Annotated in this window: 15 protein-coding genes, 2 tRNA genes and 1 pseudogene; 6 read left to right on the top strand and 12 right to left on the bottom strand. The window is 62.8% G+C overall.

Annotated features, from left to right (window positions below):
- Positions 1–644: 644 nt before the first annotated feature.
- Positions 645–1,490 (bottom strand): acyl-CoA thioesterase II, encoded by an 846-nt coding sequence (gene tesB, locus ACT6QH_RS11450; protein ID WP_444974950.1) that lies wholly within the window; start codon positions 1,488–1,490, stop codon positions 645–647.
- A 225-nt stretch (positions 1,491–1,715) separates the two neighbouring features.
- Here tesB and ACT6QH_RS11445 point away from each other — a divergent pair, with 225 nt between their 5' ends.
- Positions 1,716–2,978, top strand: coding sequence for a ubiquinone biosynthesis hydroxylase (locus ACT6QH_RS11445; protein WP_444975154.1), 1,263 nt, complete (start codon positions 1,716–1,718; stop codon positions 2,976–2,978).
- A gap of 133 nt (positions 2,979–3,111) precedes the next feature.
- On the opposite strand, the gene ACT6QH_RS11440 is transcribed toward ACT6QH_RS11445, so the two are convergent.
- Both ACT6QH_RS11440 and ACT6QH_RS11435 read right to left on the bottom strand, forming a co-directional pair.
- Positions 3,112–3,339, bottom strand: coding sequence for a Trm112 family protein (locus tag ACT6QH_RS11440; protein WP_444975153.1), 228 nt, complete (start codon positions 3,337–3,339; stop codon positions 3,112–3,114).
- 153 nt (positions 3,340–3,492) lie between these two features.
- Complete coding sequence (locus ACT6QH_RS11435; protein ID WP_444974949.1) at positions 3,493–4,524, bottom strand: aspartate-semialdehyde dehydrogenase; 1,032 nt, start codon at positions 4,522–4,524, stop codon at positions 3,493–3,495.
- A gap of 251 nt (positions 4,525–4,775) precedes the next feature.
- On the opposite strand from ACT6QH_RS11435, the gene ACT6QH_RS11430 reads away from it, so the two are divergent.
- From ACT6QH_RS11430 to ACT6QH_RS11420, 3 genes are all read left to right on the top strand, one after another.
- The gene (locus ACT6QH_RS11430; protein WP_444974948.1) at positions 4,776–5,087 is read left to right on the top strand and encodes a hypothetical protein; all 312 of its coding nucleotides are present in this window, start codon (positions 4,776–4,778) and stop codon (positions 5,085–5,087) included.
- Between the two features lie 360 nt (positions 5,088–5,447).
- Complete coding sequence (locus ACT6QH_RS11425; protein WP_444974947.1) at positions 5,448–8,009, top strand: circularly permuted type 2 ATP-grasp protein; 2,562 nt, start codon at positions 5,448–5,450, stop codon at positions 8,007–8,009.
- 7 nt (positions 8,010–8,016) lie between these two features.
- Positions 8,017–8,913 carry a transglutaminase family protein gene (locus tag ACT6QH_RS11420; protein ID WP_444974946.1) on the top strand — a complete coding sequence of 299 codons (897 nt, stop codon included), beginning with the start codon at positions 8,017–8,019 and terminating at the stop codon, positions 8,911–8,913.
- A gap of 205 nt (positions 8,914–9,118) precedes the next feature.
- Here ACT6QH_RS11420 and ACT6QH_RS11415 read toward each other — a convergent pair whose 3' ends face one another.
- The 5 genes from ACT6QH_RS11415 to ACT6QH_RS11395 all read right to left on the bottom strand — a co-directional run bounded on the left by ACT6QH_RS11415 (position 9,119) and on the right by ACT6QH_RS11395 (position 15,345).
- Positions 9,119–10,435, bottom strand: coding sequence for a TRAP transporter large permease (locus ACT6QH_RS11415; RefSeq protein ID WP_444975152.1), 1,317 nt, complete (start codon positions 10,433–10,435; stop codon positions 9,119–9,121).
- Positions 10,436–10,440: 5 nt separating this feature from the next.
- Positions 10,441–11,022 carry a TRAP transporter small permease subunit gene (locus ACT6QH_RS11410; protein ID WP_444974945.1) on the bottom strand — a complete coding sequence of 194 codons (582 nt, stop codon included), beginning with the start codon at positions 11,020–11,022 and terminating at the stop codon, positions 10,441–10,443.
- Positions 11,023–11,227: 205 nt separating this feature from the next.
- Entirely contained in the window at positions 11,228–12,244 is a 1,017-nt protein-coding gene (locus ACT6QH_RS11405; protein WP_444974944.1) for a TRAP transporter substrate-binding protein, read from the bottom strand.
- Between the two features lie 171 nt (positions 12,245–12,415).
- Positions 12,416–13,957 carry a malonate--CoA ligase gene (locus tag ACT6QH_RS11400; RefSeq protein ID WP_444974943.1) on the bottom strand — a complete coding sequence of 514 codons (1,542 nt, stop codon included), beginning with the start codon at positions 13,955–13,957 and terminating at the stop codon, positions 12,416–12,418.
- Between the two features lie 8 nt (positions 13,958–13,965).
- Positions 13,966–15,345, bottom strand: a complete 1,380-nt coding sequence (locus ACT6QH_RS11395; protein ID WP_444974942.1) for a malonyl-CoA decarboxylase — start codon at positions 15,343–15,345, stop codon at positions 13,966–13,968.
- A gap of 374 nt (positions 15,346–15,719) precedes the next feature.
- On the opposite strand from ACT6QH_RS11395, the gene ACT6QH_RS11390 reads away from it, so the two are divergent.
- Together ACT6QH_RS11390 and ACT6QH_RS11385 are read left to right on the top strand one after the other, a co-directional pair.
- Entirely contained in the window at positions 15,720–16,391 is a 672-nt protein-coding gene (locus ACT6QH_RS11390) for a GntR family transcriptional regulator (RefSeq protein ID WP_444974941.1), read from the top strand.
- Between the two features lie 122 nt (positions 16,392–16,513).
- Positions 16,514–16,590 (top strand) — tRNA-Arg (locus ACT6QH_RS11385).
- Between the two features lie 274 nt (positions 16,591–16,864).
- Here ACT6QH_RS11385 and ACT6QH_RS11380 read toward each other — a convergent pair.
- The 4 genes and pseudogenes from ACT6QH_RS11380 to lptC form a co-directional block, all read right to left on the bottom strand.
- A pseudogene (locus ACT6QH_RS11380) lies at positions 16,865–17,798 on the bottom strand (molybdopterin cofactor-binding domain-containing protein); the annotation flags it as partial.
- A 676-nt stretch (positions 17,799–18,474) separates the two neighbouring features.
- A tRNA-Lys gene (locus ACT6QH_RS11375) sits at positions 18,475–18,550 on the bottom strand.
- A gap of 188 nt (positions 18,551–18,738) precedes the next feature.
- Positions 18,739–19,311, bottom strand: coding sequence for an LptA/OstA family protein (locus ACT6QH_RS11370; protein WP_444974940.1), 573 nt, complete (start codon positions 19,309–19,311; stop codon positions 18,739–18,741).
- The gene (lptC, locus tag ACT6QH_RS11365) at positions 19,308–20,288 is read right to left on the bottom strand and encodes an LPS export ABC transporter periplasmic protein LptC (RefSeq protein ID WP_444974939.1); all 981 of its coding nucleotides are present in this window, start codon (positions 20,286–20,288) and stop codon (positions 19,308–19,310) included. The genes ACT6QH_RS11370 and lptC overlap by 4 nt, the downstream gene beginning before the upstream one ends.
- Between the last annotated feature and the right edge of the window lie 88 nt (positions 20,289–20,376).

Genomic DNA, 20,376 nt, shown 5'->3' with positions numbered 1-20,376 from the left:
ACGGTGCGTTGGCGCTGGGTCTTGCTGCGCCAGGGCATCTCACCATGGCCAGCAAGCCTGGAATGAGGAAATCAAGGATCGTGCCAACTGGGCCCAAAAGGCCAATTTTCACTGGAATCGCGGGAAAATCACCATTCGGCAGGGGGTGCCTGTTTTCTCGCCATGTGGCGATGCATCACGGTTTTGCCACTGACCTGCCTGTTTTTTCGCCTCATCCTTTGGCGTGCCGCATAAAAAATATGCAAAATTTGAAAAAGACTATTATTTATAATGCTTTGAAAGTTGTCTTGATGAGGGGTAGGCGGCCATGACGGGCTTTTGAGGGGTGCAGACACGTGCCGGCCGGCAGGTGATGCATCCCTGTTGCCCTATCAAGATATTGGGCCGCTTTGAAAAAAACGGAGAGGCGCTTTGGGGGAGGGCGTCTGGCGCGCGCCGCCGGTATCTGCCGCATATTGGCGCAAAGAGGTTCTGGCGGATCTGATGCGCGATGCGGGTGGCGCTCAGCAATGGTGCAGATGTTGCGGCGCAATGTCGGCGCAGGGCGATCTTGGTGGGCGGTTTTGCCTGCGTGTCTCAGATGTCTGCATGGGATGGCCGGCTGCCTGTAATCTCAGCCGGCCATCGGATCTTGTTTCCAGATTTTACTTGCGGGGCGTGACCTGTCGCATCAGCCCTTCCTGGGTGGCGCTGGCCACCAGCACGCCATCCCGCGTGAACAGCTCGCCCCGGCAGAAGCCCCGCGCACCGGAGGCGGAAGGCGTATCCTGGCTGTAAAGCAGCCATTCATCAGCGCGGAACGGGCGATGGAACCACAGCGCATGGTCAATGCTGGCCACCTGCATGTCATCATCGAACACCGAACGGCCATGGGGCAGCAGGGCGCTTTGTAGCAGTGTCAGATCCGAGGCATAGGCCAGCACGGCCTGGTGGACGGGCTGAATATCCGGCAGAGGTGCGCGGGCGCGCAGCCACACGCTGGGGCGGCTGTCCGGCAGGCCAAGATAAGAGACATTGGCCACCGGACGCACTTCCAGCGGGCGCAGGGCCATCCAGTCCCGCTCCGAAGCATCGGGGAAGCGGGCCAGCAGCTTTTCGCGCCAGGTTTCATCCGGCGGCAGCTCTTCCGGCTGGGGCACATCCGGCATGGTGATCTGATGGGTGAGGCCGCCTTCCTGGATCTGGAAAGAGGCCGTCATGGTGAAGATGACCTTGCCATGCTGGATGGCATGCACCTGCCGTGTGGTGAAGGAGCGCCCGTCGCGGATGCGGGTGACATCATAGATGATGGGGGCGGATGGGTCGCCGCCGAGCAGGAAATAGCCATGCATGGAATGGGCGAGGCGGCCCTCTTCCACCGTGCGTTGCGCAGCCACCAGAGATTGCGCGATGACCTGGCCGCCAAAAACCCGTTTGGTGACCATGCCGACGCTGCGACCACGGAACAGATTGATCTCAAGCGGTTCGAGGTCAAGGATGGACAGAAGCATTCTGACGTTTGATTCCGCTGTGGGGTTTTCTTCCGCGGGAGAGGTCATGCGGGCGGACTTTCGCTGGCTAGCGCAATGCGCGGTGATCCAAGTGGCGCAAGGACGCCACGTCCTCCGCCCTCCCGTCAAGCTTGTGCCGGGGAATATGGCGGGAAATGTGCGGGAATGCTGGCGGTGTGGGCCGGAGGCGGGTAAAGCTTCGGCGCGCGTGAAGGAGACAAGATGATGCATAGCCCGTTCGAGCCTGCCGGGCAGTTTGCGGACCATGCGGCCTCCACCCTTGATATCGCCATTGTGGGCGGCGGGCTGGCCGGGGCAAGTCTGGCGCTGGCCCTGCGCCGGGCGCTGGGGGCTGATGCCGCCATCACCGTGTTTGATCCGCGGATCAATGAGCCGGTTGTGGGGGATGAGCGCTGGTCGGCCATTGCGGCCGGGGCGCGCCGTCTGCTCTCCACCCTCGGGGTGTGGGAGAAGGTGGCCGACAGCGCCGAGCCGATGCGCTCCATGGTGGTGACAGATAGCCGCGTGAAGGATGTCGCTCGCCCCACTTTCCTCACCTTTGATGGTGATGTGGAGCCGGGTGAGCCCTTTGCTTACATGATGGCCAATGGCGTGTTGCAGACGGCGCTGATCGAGGAAGCCCGCGCCGCCGGCGTGGAGATGCGGGCCGATACGGTGAGCGGCTTTGAGGCCACGCCCTCTCATATGAACATCACCACCGGGTCTGGCGCTGCGCTGCGCACCCGGTTGCTGGTGGCCTGCGATGGGGCGCGCTCGCGCCTGCGGTCTCTGGCGGGGATTGACAACGTCTCCTGGGCCTATGGGCAGAGTGCCATCACCTTCGCGGTGGAGCATGAGCGCCCCCATGAAGGGCTGGCGGAAGAACATTTTCTGCCGGGCGGTCCCTTCGCCACCCTGCCCATGCCGGGCCATCGCAGCTTCATCGTATGGACAGAGCGCACGGCGGATGCCGAGCGCCTGCTGGCCATGCCCGCCTTCCTGTTTCAGGAGGAGCTGGAGCAGCGCTTCGGCCACAAGCTGGGCGCCGTGAAGCCGGTGACGACGCCGCGTGCCTATCCGCTGGGCTTTGCCATGGCGCGCAGTTTCATCGGTCCGCGTCTGGCGCTGGTGGGGGATGCGGCCCACCTCATCCATCCCATTGCCGGGCAGGGGCTGAATATGGGCCTGCGTGATGTGGCGGCGTTGGCCGAAGTGGTGACGGATGCAGCCCGTGTGGGGCTGGATTTCGCCTCGCCCACCGTGCTGGAGAAGTATCAGCGCTGGCGGCGTTTCGACACCGTTTCCATGGGTGTGGCGACGGATGGCCTGAACCGGCTGTTCTCCAACCATTCCGACATGCTGCGCGCGGTGCGCGATGTGGGGCTGGGGCTGGTGGACCGGATGCCGCGTCTGAAGGAATTCTTCATCAAGGATGCCGCCGGGCTTTCTGGCACGGTGCCGCGGCTGATGCGCGGTGAGGCGCTGTAGATTCGGCTTTCCGGGCTATTATCAGCTGAGACATGAAAAAGCGCTGGTCCGGGCTGGACCAGCGCTTTTGTTTTGTCGTCTGAAGGGGCGGGGCTGATGAGCCCTCTTCCTCTGCCTTGTGAGGGCGCACACCTTATTTGCGGGTGAGTTCGCTTTCGTCCAGCGGGCGAGCTTCATCGGCCAGCATGATCGGAATGCCATCACGGATGGGGTAGGCCAATCGTGCACTGCGCGAGATCAGTTCCTGCCGGGCGCGATCATATTCCAGCGGGCCCTTGGTGACAGGGCACACCAGAATTTCCAGCAATTTCGGGTCGATCTCATGGCTGGCGCGAGAAAGGTGGGAATCATGATTCGGCATGGTGTCGACCTGTTTCATGCGATCGTTCCCATCAGGCCGGCCGGGCCGGAGAAGAAGCGGGGAACGCGAAAGGCAATGCGCTGAGGTAAGCGCAACAGCAGTGGGTGTGACAAGAGAAAACGGCCCTCCGGGGAGGGCCGTTCCAATTCTGCCTCACGCCGCCTTGTGGGGGGTGATGAGCTTGCGGTTCACCAGCACCTCGGCAATCTGGACGGCATTGAGGGCCGCGCCCTTGCGCAGATTGTCGGAGACACACCAGAAGGTGATGCCGTTATCAACGGTCGGGTCATCACGCAGGCGCGAAATATAGGTGGCGTCTTCACCAGCCGCCTCATGCGGGGTGATGTATCCACCCGGCTCGCGGGTATCCATCATGATGATGCCGGGGGCCTCGCGCAGCACCTTGCGCGCATCTTCCGCCGAGAAATCGTTCTCGAATTCCACATTCACCACCTCGGAATGGGAGATGAAGACCGGCACACGCACACAGGTGGCGGTGAGCTTGATCTTCGGGTCGAGAATCTTCTTGGTCTCGACCGTCATCTTCCACTCTTCCTTGGTGTAACCGTCGTCCATGAAGACGTCGATATGCGGAATGAGGTTGAAGGCGATGCGCTTGGGGAACTTCTTCGGCTCGATCGGGTCGGAGACGAAGATGGAGCGGGTCTGCGAGAACAGCTCGTCCATCGCGTCCTTGCCGCCGCCGGAGACGGACTGGTAGGTCGACACAACAACGCGCTTGATGGTGGCGGCATCATGCAGCGGCTTCAGCGCCACGACGAGCTGCGCGGTGGAGCAGTTCGGATTGGCGATGATGTTCTTCTTCGTGAAGCCGGTAATGGCATCGGCATTCACTTCCGGCACGATGAGCGGCACGTCCGGATCGGTACGCCACTGAGAGGAATTGTCGATGACAACGCAGCCCGCAGCGCCGATCTTCGGCGACCATTCCTTGGAAATGGAGCCGCCCGCCGACATCAGGCAGATATCGGTGTCGGAGAAATCATAAGTGTCGAGGGCTTTGACTTTCAGGGTCTTGTCGCCATACGAAACCTCGGTGCCCTGAGAGCGACGCGAAGCGAGTGCAACGACCTCATCGGCGGGGAAGCCCCGCTCGTCGAGGATCGACAGAATCTCCCGGCCCACATTGCCCGTGGCACCGACGACGGCGACCTTGTAGCCCATAATGCTCCTCGAAAGCTGCCGGCCCATTGCCGGATGCGGCTCTTTTATGCCGAACATCACCATCTTGCAAACGATTGCGGCAGGGCTGCGGGCAAAAGGCGCTGTCTGGCCGTCTGCGGTGTTGCGGGCGCGCCACTGCCATGGGCTGGATTGTGGTGAAACATGGCCATATCATGACCCATTCCTTGCGTCGGGCGCGCGAGTGGCTTAATCCAGAAAGAACGGTTGTCGCGCCGTTCGAGGAGGATTTCATGGGTTTCGCACCGCTTCACACCTTTGCCGCAGCGCTGGCACTGGCGCTTGCCGGTTCGGTCGTGGTCGCCGGGGTCGCCGAGGCCCAGCAGAACCGCCAGGCCGCGCAGCGCCCCAAGGTGACCATCACCAAGGAGCGCTCTTATCTGGATCCGGGGCCGATCGTGCGTCCGGGCTCCCAGTCTGATCTGAATTATGCGCTGCCGCTGAACTACAATTACCCCACCTTCAGCCCCGCCGCTGCGGAGCCGGGCCCCATCACCGGCATGCGCTGGCCGCTGCCGGGCCCGTTTGATCTGCCGGGCTACTGAGAATACAGGGCCGGTTGAGTGGGCGTTGGGATGCCCCGGCGCAATGAGGCTTGGCTCTGTACACTGTTTGTGGGTCTTGGTTGGGTGCCGGGAGCAGGGACGTTCGTCCGTCTGTTTCCGGCATTTTCTTTTTGCCGGCCTGAAGGGACTGGCCTTCATGGTTGTTTCCCCGCCTTTGGGCTCTCGCCTGCGCATTTATGCTGCGATCTGCCGCAAATATGGGCGCTGCGGTCTTTCTCTTGATCGCTAGAGGCGCGTTCTGGGCCTGCTCCGGGCTGATCCGGCCACGGGTATCTCATGGCGCGATTCCTGCACGGTGGGGTCCGGTCATTCATCCGGCCGGTTGCAGGGTGGGCTTCGATGCGCCCCTGCAAGGCCGGCACTGAAAAGGGAGAAAGCGTGTCCGGGGCGGAGCAGAATATCGAAGCCTTCGAGCATGCGGCCGCCATGAGCCTTCTGGGCGGCTATCGCACATTGCCGGGCGTGCATGATGAGATGGTGGATGCTCAGGGGCAGCCCCGCCGCCACTGGGTGTCTTTTCTCGCCGGGCTCGCCAGCCATGGGCCGGATGAACTGCGACGGCGCTTCTCTTCCGCAGATCGTTATCTGCGCGATTCGGGCGTGTTTTATCGCGTCTATCATGATGCTGATGGCGGTGAGCGGCCCTGGGCGCTGAGCCATGTGCCGCTGATCCTCGAAAAGAATGACTGGGAGGCCCTGTGCGCCGGCCTGACCCAGCGCGCCGAATTGCTGGAAGCCGTGCTGCAGGATTTGTACGGCCCTGCGAATCTCGTCGCCAATGGCGATTTGCCGGCCGCAGTGGTGGCGGGTAGCCCGGAATTCCTGCGCCCTCTGGTGGGGGTAAAACCGCGTGGTGGGCGATTCCTGCGGCTTTATGCGGCGGATGTGGGCCGTGGGCCGGATGGGCGCTGGTGGGTGCTGGCTGATCGCACGCAGGCACCTTCCGGTTTCGGCTATGCGCTGGAGAACCGGCTGGCCATGAAACGGGCCCTGCCGGATTTGTCGCGGGCCCTGCACATGCGCCGTCTGGCCGGCTTCTTTCAGGCCATGCGCACCTCGTTCATGCAACTGGCGCGGCGCGAGGGGCAGATTGGCCTTCTGACGCCGGGGCCGCTGAACGAAACCTATTTCGAACATGCCTTGCTGGCGCGATATCTCGGCTTTCTGCTGGTGGAGGGCGAAGATCTCACCGTGCATGATGACGCGCTCTATGTGCGCACAGTCGCTGGGCTGAAGCGCATCGAAGTGTTGCTGCGTCGTCTGGATGCTGATTTCGCCGATCCGCTGGAGCTGAACGCCCGATCCCGTCTGGGGGTGCCGGGGCTGGTGCAGGCGGTGCGCGGCGGCGGAGTGGCGATGGCCAATGCGCTGGGCAGCGGGCTGGTGGAGGCTCCGGCGCTGCTGGCCTTTTTACCGCGTCTGGCAGAGCGTGTTCTGGGTGGTCCGCTGCAACTGCCGCATGTCGCGACATGGTGGTGCGGGCAGGAGGCAGAACGCGTGCAGGTGATGGAGCATCTGGATGATCTCGTCATCGGCTCGGCCTTCGGGCGCACCATGGCGGAGCTGCCGGGTCGCTCGGTTCTGGGGGCAGATCTTGGCCCGGCGCAGCGCCGCCGCCTGTCCTCCGTTCTGGCCCGTCGCGGGGCGGATCTGGTGGGGCAGGATATCGCCCATCTGGCGACCACGCCGGTCTGGACCGAGGAGGGCTTGACCCCGCGTCCGTTCATGCTGCGCGTCTTCCTTACCGCTACGGAAAATGGCTGGCAGGTGATGCCCGGCGGCTTCTGCCGTATCTCCTCCACGCCAGACCCGCGGGCCGTTTCCATGCAGAATGGCGATCATTCCGCCGATGTGTGGGTGCTGGCTGAAAACATGGTGCCGGATACCACGCTGCTGCCCAGCCCGGAGCGCGTGCATGTGCGCCGCTCATCCGGCACGCTGCCCAGCCGGGCGGCCGACAATCTGTTCTGGCTGGGCCGTTATGTGGAGCGGGCGGAAGCGACGCTGCGTCTCTCCCGTGTGCTGGTGAGCCGGCTGGCCGAGGGTGAGGATTACGGGGTGAGCCCGCTGCTTTCCCGCTTGCTGGATCTGCTTGGCACCTGGGGCGCGATGCCACAGGAGATGAGCCGCGCCACACCAGCCCGCCATGTGGTGGATGTTCTGACCCGCCGTGACATGCCGGGCGCCCTACCGCAACTGGTGCAGGCGGCCCGTTCTGCGGCCTCTGTCATCCGTGACCGCTTTTCGCCGGATGCCTGGAAGGCGCTGGTGGATCTGGAAGCCTGCGTGATGGCCCCGGCCAGCGCCAGCCCCACCGAGGTGGAGGCGCTGGAGCGGGCAGATGCGGCCCTGCGCATCATCGCGGCGTTTTCCGGCTATGCCAGCGAGAATATGAACCGGCTGGTGGGCTGGCGGTTTCTGGAGCTGGGCCGGCGTATCGAGCGCGCCATCAATACGCTGCGTTGCGCCCGCACCTTCTCCGAGCCCGGTGCGCCGGGTTCTCTGGATGCGCTGTTACAAGTGGTGGATAGCCAGATTACCTATCGCAGCCGCTACATGATGCTTGAGGCGCGTGTGCCAGTTCTGGATCTGGTGCTGCTGGACCCTGAAAATCCGCGCTCTGTTGCCTTCCAGCTGGGGCGCCTGGCCGGGCATCTGCCTTGCCTGCCGGGGCGTGACCCGGATACGCCGCCGCCCATGCGGGAGAGGCTGGTGGCGCTGCTTCAGGCCGAAATGGCCAGCACCACGGCGGAAAGCATCGCCCCTCACTGGTTTGGTGAGATGGAAGCCAATCTCATGCGCCTGTCGGATGAAATCGCCGGGCGCTACTTCCTGCAAGGGCAGGAGGTGGAAACAATCGTGCCGCAGATGGGCGCGGCGTTCCTGCCCGGCGCATTGTGAGGTCGCCATGCTGTATGATGTGCGCCAGACGACAACCTACAGCTATGCAGCGCCCGTGCGTTTCGCCCGGCAGGTTCTGCGCATGACGCCGGTGGATCGCCCTGGCCACCAGAGCGTGATTGCCCATGCGCTGGATCTGAACCCCGAGGCGACGACCCTGGAATGGGGTACGGACTTCTTCGGAAACGCCATGGTGTGGCTGACCATGGATCAGTCACATGACGCGCTGTGCATTTCCACGCGCAGCCGGGTGGATGTGAAGACCTCTCCCCTGCCGGATGCTGCCGCCACGCTGATGGTGGATCAGGTGCGCACACAGGCGCTGGAACAGTTTGCGCTTGGCCCGGAAGCTCCGGTACATGGGCTGTTTGCCAGCCGGGCCATTGCGCTGGACGCAGACATCACCGGCTGGTGCGCTTCCAGCTTTCCTGCCGACAGGCCGGTGCTGGAAGCCGGGCTGGAGCTGATGCATCGCATTCAGGAAGCCTTCACCTATGAGCCGGGGGCCACCATGGTGACCACCCCGCCGCATGAAGCTTTCGCAGAGCGTCGGGGGGTGTGTCAGGATTTCGCTCAGGTGATGATTGCGGGGCTGCGCGGGCTGGGTCTGCCGGCGCGCTATGTCTCCGGCTATCTGCGCACAGTGCCGCCGGAGGGCCAGCCTCGCCTTGAAGGGGCGGACGCCACCCATGCCTGGCTTGAGCTGTGGTGCGGGCCGCAGGTTGGCTGGGTGGGGCTGGACCCCACCAATGCCATTGCGGTGGGGGATGACCATATCATCCTCGCCATTGGCCGGGATTATGCCGATGTCTCGCCGGTGGATGGCGTCATCGTGGCTTCGGGCGACCATATGCTGGCCGTCGGGGTGGATGTGGTGCCGGTGGAGCTTGTGCCGCCGCGCTGAGGCTGCGTGAACCCGGAAGGGCATCTCAAAAAAGGCGGCGTCCATATCCGCGAGGGGGGCGGACAGGACGCCGGCAGTGAGCGGTTCACAACAGAAAGGAGCAATCGGAGCCGGGGTTGAAAGACCGGGAAAGAGAATGCGCCCGGCCTGTTTGGCCACGGGCCTGTGCGAGCGAACCCGCACAGGCCGGAGAGTGTGGACGTTGCTAGATGGCCGGACCCATCACCAGATCCGGCAGCCAGGTGGCGATGCTTGGGAAGAGGCACATGATGAAAATGGACAGGATCATCACCAGCACATAGGGCAGGGCCCCCCACAGCACCTGAGAGGTGGGGATCTGCGGCGCAATGGCGTTCACCACGAAGAGGTTGAGGCCAACCGGCGGGGTGATGAGCCCGATCTCCATATTGATGGTGAGGATGACCGCGAACCAGTAGGGGTCAAAACCCGCCCCCACCACAATGGGGTAGAGCAGTGGGGCGGACATCACGATCACCGCCACCGGAGGCAGGAACATGCCGGTGATGAGCAGGAACACATTGATGAGCCCCATCATCACCCAGCGGTTTACTTCCAGATCGGCGATGGCGGCGGCCAGGCTCTGGGTGATGTAGAGCGAGGACAGCGCGAAGGCGAACAGTTCCGCCGAGGCCATGATCATCATGATCATCACGCTCTCACGCATGGTGGCGGAGAAGATGTTGATGATGGGGGCCGGCCGGAACAGCCGGTAGATGATGATGACCACGCCCAGCGTGAGGAACGCCCCTGCGCCCGCAGCTTCCGAGGGGGTCGCCACACCGCCATACAGCACATAGAGCGTGCCGGCGATGATGAGCATGAAGGGAATAACCTTGGGCAGGGATTCCATCTTCTCGGCAAAGCTGAAGCGGGTGGTCACCTCCTCGAATTTCATGCCCTTGCGCTTGCAGTCGATCATCGCCCAGGTCATGAACATCACGGTGAGCAGAAGTCCGGGCATGACGCCGGCCAGAAACAGGCGGCCGATCGAGGTTTCGGTAGCGATGCCATAGACGATCAGCGTCACCGAAGGGGGAATGAGAATGCCCAGCGTTCCGCCGGCGCAGATGGAGCCGGTGGCCACGGTGGAGGGGTAACCACGCTTGAGCATCTCGGGAATGCCCATCTTGCCGATGGCCGCGCAGGTGGCCGGGCTGGAGCCCGTCATGCCCGAAAAGATGGCGCAGGCCCCGATATTGGAGAGCACGAGGCTGCCGGGAATGCGGTTCAGCCAGCGGTCCAGCGCATCATAAAGATCCCGCCCGGCCGGGGTTGCGGCCACGGCGGCTCCCATGAGCACGAACATGGGAATGGAGACATAGGCGAGATTGGCGATGCCGGCGAACATGGTTTCGCCCAGCACCTCGAAAATGCCGAAGCCGTCGGAGAGCAGCAGCCCGCCAATGGCGGCCATACCCAGAGCAAAGGCGATGGGCATGCCGGAGGCCAGAAGAACAAGCAGCAGCCCGATAATCAGAAGGCCGCCGGAAGTGGGAGACAGATCCATCATGGGTGATCTCCAAAGCCGTCAATGCCGGCAATGCGGCGGATGATTTCACACAGATACTGAAGGCTGAGCAGGCCGAAGCCGATGGGCACGGGCAGCAGCGGAATCCACAGCGTGATGGCGGCGGCCGTGGAGGTGCGCCATTCATTCACATAAGCTTCGTGGAAGAACAGGCTCATCGCATAGGTCATGGCCAGCGAGAACAGCAGGCTGCATATGGCCCCGAACAGGCTGACCGCGCGCCGCGCCGGGCGGGGCAGAGCCATTTCCACCACATCCACCCCCACATGGCCGCGGGTTTGCAGCACATAGGGCGCACCCATGAAGATGGCGGCGGTGGCGGCGAAGACCACGAAATCCGTTTCCCAGATGGTGGGAGCACGGAACACATAGCGCATGAAAATCATCTCGCAGATGATCAGCATGGCGGCGATCAGCATCAGGCCGGCAATGACGGCGGCGATCCGGGACAGGCTGTCCACGGCCATGAGGAAAAGGCGGGGCATGTCGGTTGCTTTCGTCACGCGGTTTGTCGCGCGGGTAGGGGCGCGGCTTTGTGCGCAGGTCGTCACGTCACTCATCGCTCAGGTCCTGTCTGTCAGGGCCTTCCGCTCCCGTTCGGGGCGTCATGTGGCTCGGCTGGTGTTGAACCGTTCTTTCCGTCCGGCCCGAACCCTTACGGTTCGTGGCCGGAGAAAAGCTGGCGCTCACAGGCGGGAGAGGGGCGGCACGGGCGGTTTTTCGAAAAACTGCCGCATATGCCGCCGCAAGGCGTCTCCTGCCGGATTATTCCACCGCAAGGGCCTTCTTGATGAGCGCGTCACCGCCCTTCACATTTTCAGAGAAGTTCTTGTAGGAGCTTTCCTGAGCAACCTTCAGCCATTCATCGAAATCGGACGAGGACATCTCGATAACCTCGACACCGGCCTTCTTGTAGGTGTCGATGAGCAACTGGTCGCCCTTGCGGACCTCCTGCGAGAACCATTCCTGCGCCTTCTTGCCGGCCTCCAGCAGGGCCTTCTGCTGTTCGGGGTTCAGCTTGTTGAAGGTGCGCTTGGAGACGACGACCGGCTCATACATGAACCACAGTGCATTTTCGCCGGGGGCGGTGAGGCATTTGGCCTGCTCATATAGGCGGTAAGAGACGAAGGAGGAGGAAGAGGTATTGGCGGCATCCAGCACGCCCGTCTGCATGCCGGAATAGACCTCCGAAGACGGCATGGAGGAAATGGAGGCACCAGCCTTGGCCAGCATCTGCTCAAAGGCGGGGCCGGCCGCGCGCGTCACCTGGCCCTTGATGCTGTCCGGCCCGGTGATGCATTCCTTCTTGGAGGCGAAAGCGCCGGAAAGCCAGGCATCGGCGATCACAATGGCGCCGTGCTTCTCGGCGATCTGCTTGATCTCGTCCATGAAGGGAGATGTGTTCAGCCGTTCGGCGCGATCAAAATTACGCACCAGGCCGGGCATGAGCGTGACGGAGAATTGTGGCACGCGCCCGGAGGCGTAATCCAGCGGGAAGGAGGACAGGTCAAGCTGGCCCTTGGTGAGCGCGCCCCACTGTTCATGCGGCTTGTAGAGCGATGCGCCGGGGAAGACCTGGATCTTGAGGCCGACATTGGCGGCTTCCACATCCCGCGCAATCATCTGCATCATTTCATCGCGCGGGTCGCCCTTGCCGCCGGGGAACTGGTGCGAGGCACGCAGCGTGATATCGCGGGCCATGGCGACGCCAGCCACGCTGGTGGTCAGGGCGGCAGCCAGCGCAACGGCGCAGCCGACACGGGCAAAAGTGGACTTCAACATGGTTTTTCCTCCCAGGCCCTCTGGTGCGGGGCCATTCTGACGTTTCCTGTGATGTGTGACGCCGCTTGGCCGGCGTTCATTGCACTCTGGTTCGGGCTTTGCAGCCCGTGGTCGTATATGGGGTCACGGCAGGGCAATACCATTGGCGTCAGCATCACCCTGCCGGCTGTGTCATGCGGCGTCGCGATAAATGTCCTTGTAGCTGTCGCGCAGAACGTTTTTCTGCACCTTGCCCATGGTGTTGCGCGGCAGTTCCGCGATGAAGAACACCTTTTTGGGCATCTTGAACTTGGCCAGCTTGCCATCCAGCGCGCCGAGCACATCGGCCTCGCTCACGCTGGCGCCCTCATTCAGCACCACCACGGCGGTGACGCCTTCCCCGAAATCGGGATGGGGCACGCCGATGACGGCGCTTTCCAGTACGCCGTCAATCAGGTCGATCTCGGCCTCGACTTCCTTGGGGTAGACATTGAAGCCGCCGGTGATGACGAGATCCTTGCCGCGGCCGACAATGTGCACATAGCCCTTCTCATCCACCTTGCCGAGATCGCCGGTAATGAACCAGCCATCATGGAATTCGGAGGCGGTTTTCTCCGGCATGCGCCAGTAGCCCTTGAAGACATTCGGGCCCTGCACCTCAATCATGCCGATTGTATCGGCAGGCAGCACCGCGCCGTTTTCCGGGTCGCACACGCGCAGGCTCACACCGGGAAGCGGAAAGCCCACCGTGCCGGCAATGCGCTCGCCCTCATAGGGGTTGGACGTGTTCATGCCGGTTTCTGTCATGCCATAGCGTTCAAGAATGGCCTTGCCGGTACGCTCGAAAAAGGCGCGATGGGTTTCCGCCAGCAGGGGGGCCGAGCCGGAGATGAACAGGCGCATATGCGCGGTGCTGTCCCGGTTGAGGCCGGGCTGGTCCAGCAGGCGGGTATAGAAGGTGGGCACGCCCATGAGCGCGGTGGGGCGATACTCCTCTCGGCCCATCAGGGCCAGCGTCTGCTTCGCATCGAACTTCGGGCAGAAGACCATCGTCGCGCCCGACAGCAGGATGATGTTGGAGGCGACGAACAGGCCATGCGTGTGGAACAGCGGCAAGGCGTGGATCAGCACGTCCTTGTCGGTGAAGCGCCAGGTATCGCGCAGGGTGCGGGCGTTGGAGAGCAGGTTCGCATGGCTCAGCATCGCGCCCTTGGCACGGCCGGTGGTGCCGGAGGTGTAGAGAATGCCGGCCAGATCATCCGGCCCGCGGGCGATATCCTCAAATGCGGAAGGCAGGTTGGCGGAGGCATCGGTGAGAGAGCCCTTGCCATCTGCACCCAGCGTTTCCACACAGGGCACTTTCACCTTGTCGGCCAGCGCCTTCGCTTCGGCGGCGATCTGCGGACGGCAGACGAACACGGTCGGCTCTGCGTCGGAGAGGAAATATTCCACCTCGTTCAGCGTATAGGCCGTGTTCAGCGGCAGATAGACTGCCCCGGCCCGCACGGCGGCCAGATAGAGCGCCAGAGCCGGCCAGGATTTGTCGACCTGCACGGCCACCCGATCGCCCGGTTTGACACCGCGCTGCACCAGCAGGTTTGCAAGCTGGCCGGAAAGGGCCAGCGCGTCCGCATAGGTCTCCACACCTCCCTCGGGATGGATCACCAGCGGTTTTTCCAGCGCCGGCATGGCGTCGCGTATGGCGCTGAACAGATGATTGGCGCTTTTTGTCATCGCTCTTCTCAGGACAGGGGAACAAGGGCGCGCTGAGCGACATCGCCGCGCAGCAGTTTCTTCACGGCAGGGCTGGCCACAACCTCACCCTTGCCGGCAAAAGCTTCGTGGTTCTTTTCGATATCATTGAGCAGATAGCGGTAATTCACCATCAACCCGGCCGCCTGGGAGAGGCCCTTCCTGGAAAGGTCGCCCATGGGGTTGATGCATTCCAGCCGCGCGCCATTGCCGAGATGGAAGCGGGCGACAGGGTCCACCGGCTTGCCCTTCGGGGTCTTGGCGGAGAGATAATAATAGGCTGCGGCAGAGGCCAGAACCGGGGCCAGCGCGGCGCGCACCTCCGGCTTGTCTTCCCAGCCGGCCTCGTCCAGTGCCTTGAGCGTCTCGCGGTCGGCCGCCTCCAGAACGGCGGAATTTTCCGCTGCGCGCTCGGCGTCCAGCCATTTGCGGAAGGTGGGCGCTGGCGAAAGGGTGACGAAGGTGGTGAGGTTGGAGAATTCGTGGGAAATCTCCTCCACCACCTGCTTGATGAGGAAGTTGCCGAAGGACACGCCCGCCAGCCCGCGCTGGCAGTTGGAGATGGAGTAGAAGACCGCCGTGGTGGCCTTTCTGGGGTCCAGATGGGCGCGGTTCTGGTCCAGCACCGGGGCGATGGCACCGGGAATATCTCCGGTGAGGGCCACTTCCACGAAAATCAGCGGCTCATCCACCAGAGCAGGGTGGAAGAAGGCGTAGCAGCGCCGGTCCGGCGTATCCACGCGGGCGCGCAGATCGTTCCAGTCGCGGATTTCATGCACGGCTTCATAGCGAATGAGCTTTTCCAGCACATTGGCAGGCGTGGACCAGTGCATGCGGCGCAGCACCAGAAAGCCCCGGTTGAACCAGGAGGAAAACAGATGGGCAAAATCCTGGTTCACCGCCGCAAGATCACGACGGCGGGGCAGGGCGTCCATCAGGTCTTCACGCATCCGTACCAGAGCCAGCGTGGCACGCGGGGCCATGTTGAGGCGGCGGAACAGCTCTTGCCGGCGTGGCTCGCTGGCGGCGTGCATTTCGGCCATGGAGGCATCCGACCCGGTACGGCCATAGGCTTCAACCGCGGCATCAAGCCGGGCCCTGTCCGGCCCGAAGGATTCGGCGAGCGCCTCGAAGAAGGCAATGCGCTCGCCGGTCTTCAGGCGTTCATAACGCTCCAGAATCTCGGTTGCCAGCGCCACGCCGGAGGCTTCGCCTCGGCCGGAGAGCAACTCTTCACACCGCTCTACAAGCGTTGCCGAGCGTGCTGCCCCCTGCGCCTTGCGGGGGGAGGAAGACAGCAGGGCGCGACCACGCTCCGCAATGGAGGTGAGAAGATCGCTGAAGAAAGAGGTGTTGCTGCTTGTGCTCATGTCATCGCCCCTCTGCCGAAGCTGTTGAGACTGTGCGCCTGCGGCCCCGTACGGAACCGATCCGCCTGTGGAGCGTCTTATGGGACAGGGTGAAGCTGGCGCTGGCAAGGCAACTTTTCGGGCATGGATGCACGGGGGGCATGAAGCGGTTTTCCTTCTCCAGCGGGGCATGGCGCGTCGCTTTGCCGGCACGGGATTTATCCGGCGTGGCGAAACAGCCTGTATGAAAAAACGCCTGCAACATGGAACGCCTCTCGTCTTGTCTTCACTGAAACCCACTGTGCATTTTCTGTCAATCATCTTGTATGCAAGAATTTGTTGGTTGCATTTTTGACCATATTCGGTTTTGGCTTGAAGGGGCAGGAGGGATAGCTGTGCGTGGAGAACAGACCCCAAAATTGAGGGAAGCCCTCGAAGAAGACATCATTGCCGGGCGTCTGCGCCCTGGGCAGAGGCTGGATGAGGTTGGGTTGGCCGAGCGCTTCGGCGTTTCGCGCACGCCCATCCGCGAGGCTCTGATTCAGCTGGCGGCATCCGGCCTTGTGGAAATCAAGCCGCGGCGCGGCGCTTTCGTGCTGTTGCTGGGCCCGCGCGAACTGATGGAATCTTTTGAGCTCATGGCCGAGCTGGAGGCCGCCTGTGCACGCATGGCCGCCCAGCGCATGAGCGATGAGGATAAGCGCACCCTTTCCCGCGCCCATGATGAGTGCCGCGCCGCTGTCGAGGCGGATGATGAGAGCGCTTATTATGAGGCCAACACGCACTTTCACGGCGCCATTTATGCCGCGACAGGCAACCGGGTGCTGGCGGCGGAAACCCTGCGCCTGCAACGGGCCTTGCAGCCTTATCGACGTCTTCAGCTCCGGGTGCCCCGGCGCATGGACAGTTCTTTTTCCGAGCATGAGAGGATTCTGGAAGCCCTGCTGGCTGGCGATGCGACAGAGGCCGCGCAACGCCTGCGCAGCCATGTTCTGGTGCAGGGGGAGCGTTTCATGTCGCTTCTGGCGGCACTTCAGGAAGAGACGGAAGGCATGGCGGCCCAGTAATGGCTGCCCGGTAGCCGTGGGCAGGTGCGGGGCTGCGCAGCGTGCCCATTTGGGGAGAAACAGCTTCCTGTGAAGGAAGTGCATTGACCTGAGCCCCTTTCTCAGGCTAGTGAAGGCGCGCTGCACCCGTAGCTCAGCTGGATAGAGCGCTGCCCTCCGAAGGCAGAGGCCGCACGTTCGAATCGTGCCGGGTGCGCCATTTTAGTACAGAACTCTGAACGCCAAACGTCGCCGTTTCCTCGCCCGAAGCAGTGACCCGCGTTCGCAGCTCTTCCGACTTCGATCCCATGATGCGAACCTCGTTGTCGGCAACCTCGACGCGCTGGGCGAAAAGCGTGCGGGTGATCCCGCCGATAGCCACCCCCATCCTCCGCAGACTGTTACGTGCCGCGTCGGAAAGCGTATCGATCATGTCGGCGGTGAACGATTGGTTGCCTGAACGCGTCATTTCCGGCGCGAGCGGGGGCTTGCGCTCAGATCACGCCGAGATGGAAATTCTTGAGCTGCAGGTCGCGCACCCTCTTGCCGGTGGCGGAAGGGGTGGTGTTGAGCACGGCCGGCGCAGCGACCGCGATGGTCGGCTCGCCAACCTCGCCCTTCACCGTGCTCTCACCATAGAGCATGGCGGAAAGCCCGTAGGCGAAGGAGCCGGCGACCTGAGCCTCGCTCTGCTGCGGATTGACCACATGGCCGGGATCGGTGGCAGCGATATGCGGTGGATCTTGAACTTCCCGTTCGTGACGGACACTTCTGCTGCCGCCGCCACATAGCTGCCAAAGCCCATGATCTGGGCGAGTTCACGATGCACGCCCTTTGGCGGCTCGATCTCCCAGCCGATCCCCTTCGCCGCAGCTTCCAGCACCGCGAGGTGCTGGGGATGGTTCACCATCAGCCTGCGGCGGAAGGCGAGCGGGTCCTGGCCCGCGGCATGGGCGAGCTCATCAATGAAGCATTCGAGATAGACCGCGTTCTGGTTGAGGTTCACGCCGCGCCATGCTTCGGGCCGCACATGCGGGTTGCGCATGGCATAGTCGATCAGGAGATTGGGGACCGTGTAGCCGATGGCCGCCTCGGTGCCACTCGGCACCAGTCCCTGAAAGATGAAGGGGGCGCCATTGGGGCGGTCATGCGCGAGGGATAGGCGTAGGCCGCGATGGGCTGGCCGGAAATGCGCATGTGCAGCGCCTTCACATCGCCCGTCTCGTCCAGTGCGGCGCACAGGCGGCATTGGGTGAACGGGTGGAAGCGGCCCTGGAGCATGTCCCCCTCGCGGGTCCACATCATTTTCACCGGCGTGCCCGGCACCTGTTTGGCAATCAAGGTCGCCATGCGCAGGTAATCGGTCTGCAAACGCTGGCCGAAGCTGCTGCCAATGCGCATGACGTGGATCTTGCACACCTCCGCAGGAGGGTCCACCACCGTCGCCCCATCTGGGGTGGTGCGCTGCCTGCGCCGGTGCAGACCTTTCTGACCACCCACGACCTGTCGGGGTAACGGTGGTGCAGTCATCACCCATGGCAGCTACGGCCCAGGCAGCGCCACGCAGACGCTCGTGGCCCTCGCGCCGCGTGCGCGGATCCTGAAGCTTCTTGTGCAGAAGCGCGACACCCTCGTCAGCGTCTCCTCATGGCTCCGCAGCGTCGATCGGGAGCTGTGAGCTGCCGGAACGAGAAGCGCTGAGGAGGTGGCAGGTCTGGGGAATTGCCCCCGTCAGCCGTAGGTTCTCGTCAAGGACGCTTCTCCATATGACATAGCGCTGTGCCATAGGGGAGATTTGGCCATGAGTCGCCCACGGTTCATCCCAGTTGGTCGTGCCCAGAAAAGAGACAAGGGGGCACTAGCCGGCTTGCGGGATTAGGATTGTGCGCTATCACAGATCTTGCAGATTGAGTGTCGTGTGGATGCCGACAGGGCGGCAACAGACAAGAGCCGTTTCGGACAGCGCGCTGTTTCCGGTCAGAATCGAAAAGGGTAGATGTTTTGACTTAAGTGCCCGGTCAATGTCCGGTCAGCCAATTTGGCGAGGCTTCAAAATGTGACGGTTATTTCCGTCTAAGTCATTACCACGCATCACTTGATGTGATGGTGGGCGCACTAGGGCTCGAACCTAGGACCCGCTGATTAAGAGTCAGCTGCTCTACCAACTGAGCTATGCGCCCGCCGCTCTCGAATTTTCCAGTCTTCCGATTGGAAGTTCGGGAGATGCTTACTTCGTGGTTTTGTGTGCCGCCGAAGTGGTGCTTCATTTAGCAACCCGATCTTCGGCTGGCAAGGGGGTCTGAAAAGTTTTCCACAGGCTCGTTATTTTGAGCGTGGAAGAGGGGCGCCATTGCGGCACCCCACGGGTTCAGCGTTGCTTTTGCTGGTCCTTCATGCTGCCGGGCATGATGAGGCTTTCCACCCGGCCACCCTGAAAGCGTGAGACGCCGGTCTCCAGGTTCACCACCAGCTTGCGGCCGCGAATGACATTTTCGCCCTGCGTCAGCACCACAGGTGCGCCTTCCAGCGTCACCGTATTGGTCTTCATTTCAAAAATGCCGGTCTGGCCGCTGGCGGTCTGTTCAGGGGTGCGCACCACTACGCCGCCGGTAGCTTCCAGCTTGCGGATCTGGCCGGATTGCATCGGTGCGCCATCCGCAGGCTTGGCGGATTCGCCATCATAATGCACCAGAAGGTCGCGCGTGCGCAGCGTGGTGTCACCTTGCTGCACCACCACATTGCCGGAGAAAACGGCGACCTTGTCCTTGTCCCGCACTTCCAGCTTGTCGGCATTGATGCGGACAGGCTCATCCTTGTTGCGGGCAAAGCCCTGTAGGGCATTCGGCACATCGCGCCCCTGCGCCAGGGCCGGAGAGACGGAGACGAGGCTGGCCAGAACCGCGGCAAGGGCCATGGCGCCATGGAAGGAGGAACGGGTCATGGATACTGCACCGGTTTGGGACGTGGAAGAGGGGGCGGGGTCGGGGAAAACCAGGCGAGGCTGGCCTGATTTGCAAGCTGCGCCGGCTTGTGACGCGGAAGCGGGGCCGGAGGCAGGGCGGTTGCGCCATTTTGTCCGGTGGAGGGGGCGGCGGCAGGCGCAGGTTCCTGAGGGGGCTGTTCCTGCACGGAAGAGGGTTGGGCTGGCGCGGTCGCTTTCGGGGCGGTCATTCCGGGGGCCGGGGCAGTGTTACCGGGCCTGTTTGCATTCGCCGGCTTTTCGTTTTTGGCCTGTTCGGGCGGGTTCAGCTTCGAGGGCTGGAAATCCACCTGCACATGACCTTCAAAAACCGCCTTGTCTCCGCTGTCGGAGACAGTCAGCCTATCGGCGACCAGCTTGGCATCGTTATAGGTGAGCAATACGGGCTTTTTCGTTACAAGGGAGCCCTTCTTCGGGTTGATGTGCGCATCCTTCAGATGCCCGCCGAAGCCGCCATTCATGGCGAGATCGACCCCCTTGTTCAGAAAGATTTCCTGGCTCTTGATGTTCAGTTTTCCGCCCTTGGCGTTGACCTGCGCCCAGCCCTTTTCCGCCAGTTCGATCCGGGCTTCTATACTGTCGAGAAGGATGTAGTCCGGGTTTTTGAGGTCCTGCTCAGCACTGCTGGCAGTAACGCTGTAGCCGCGCTCATCATCGGTAAAGCCGGAAAGATGGGGCTGCTCCATGGTCAGGCGGGTGCCGGAGAGGGTCAGTCGGCCAAGATCGACGGGCAGTTTGGCTGCGATATCCAGCCGGGAGAGAAGCGCGCTCAGGCCAATGGCGAGCGCGGCGGCTCCAACGGCAATGGGCAACAACCGTTTGGTCCAGCGCACACGGGCACTGTGCCGCGCCGCGGCGTTGAAATCCGGCGGGGTGGCGACAAAGCGCTCTGCGGCGCCCGTCTTTTCTTTATCCTGCTGCGGCACGTTCTGGTTCATGAACCCCGTTCCGATGGCTGTTGCACGGGCGCGCCCACGCTTGTGCAGACAGCCGGATACAGCCTGCCTGCATCCGGGTGGCCAAATT

This window comes from Haloleucobacter albus (genome assembly GCF_052492075.1).
The sequence above is the reverse complement of the archived record's forward strand: the minus strand, read 5'-3'. Positions and strand labels throughout refer to the sequence as shown.

Bases quoted from the DNA above. Each gene is read 5' to 3' on its own strand.
- tesB (WP_444974950.1), bottom strand. From the start codon at position 1,490: ATGCTTCTGTCCATCCTTGACCTCGAACCGCTTGAGATCAATCTGTTC.
- ACT6QH_RS11445 (WP_444975154.1), top strand. From the start codon at position 1,716: ATGCATAGCCCGTTCGAGCCTGCCGGGCAGTTTGCGGACCATGCGGCC.
- ACT6QH_RS11440 (WP_444975153.1), bottom strand. From the start codon at position 3,339: ATGCCGAATCATGATTCCCACCTTTCTCGCGCCAGCCATGAGATCGAC.
- ACT6QH_RS11435 (WP_444974949.1), bottom strand. From the start codon at position 4,524: ATGGGCTACAAGGTCGCCGTCGTCGGTGCCACGGGCAATGTGGGCCGG.
- ACT6QH_RS11430 (WP_444974948.1), top strand. From the start codon at position 4,776: ATGGGTTTCGCACCGCTTCACACCTTTGCCGCAGCGCTGGCACTGGCG.
- ACT6QH_RS11425 (WP_444974947.1), top strand. From the start codon at position 5,448: ATGCGCCCCTGCAAGGCCGGCACTGAAAAGGGAGAAAGCGTGTCCGGG.
- ACT6QH_RS11420 (WP_444974946.1), top strand. From the start codon at position 8,017: ATGCTGTATGATGTGCGCCAGACGACAACCTACAGCTATGCAGCGCCC.
- ACT6QH_RS11410 (WP_444974945.1), bottom strand. From the start codon at position 11,022: ATGAGTGACGTGACGACCTGCGCACAAAGCCGCGCCCCTACCCGCGCG.
- ACT6QH_RS11405 (WP_444974944.1), bottom strand. From the start codon at position 12,244: ATGTTGAAGTCCACTTTTGCCCGTGTCGGCTGCGCCGTTGCGCTGGCT.
- ACT6QH_RS11400 (WP_444974943.1), bottom strand. From the start codon at position 13,957: ATGACAAAAAGCGCCAATCATCTGTTCAGCGCCATACGCGACGCCATG.
- ACT6QH_RS11395 (WP_444974942.1), bottom strand. From the start codon at position 15,345: ATGAGCACAAGCAGCAACACCTCTTTCTTCAGCGATCTTCTCACCTCC.
- ACT6QH_RS11370 (WP_444974940.1), bottom strand. From the start codon at position 19,311: ATGACCCGTTCCTCCTTCCATGGCGCCATGGCCCTTGCCGCGGTTCTG.
- lptC (WP_444974939.1), bottom strand. From the start codon at position 20,288: ATGAACCAGAACGTGCCGCAGCAGGATAAAGAAAAGACGGGCGCCGCA.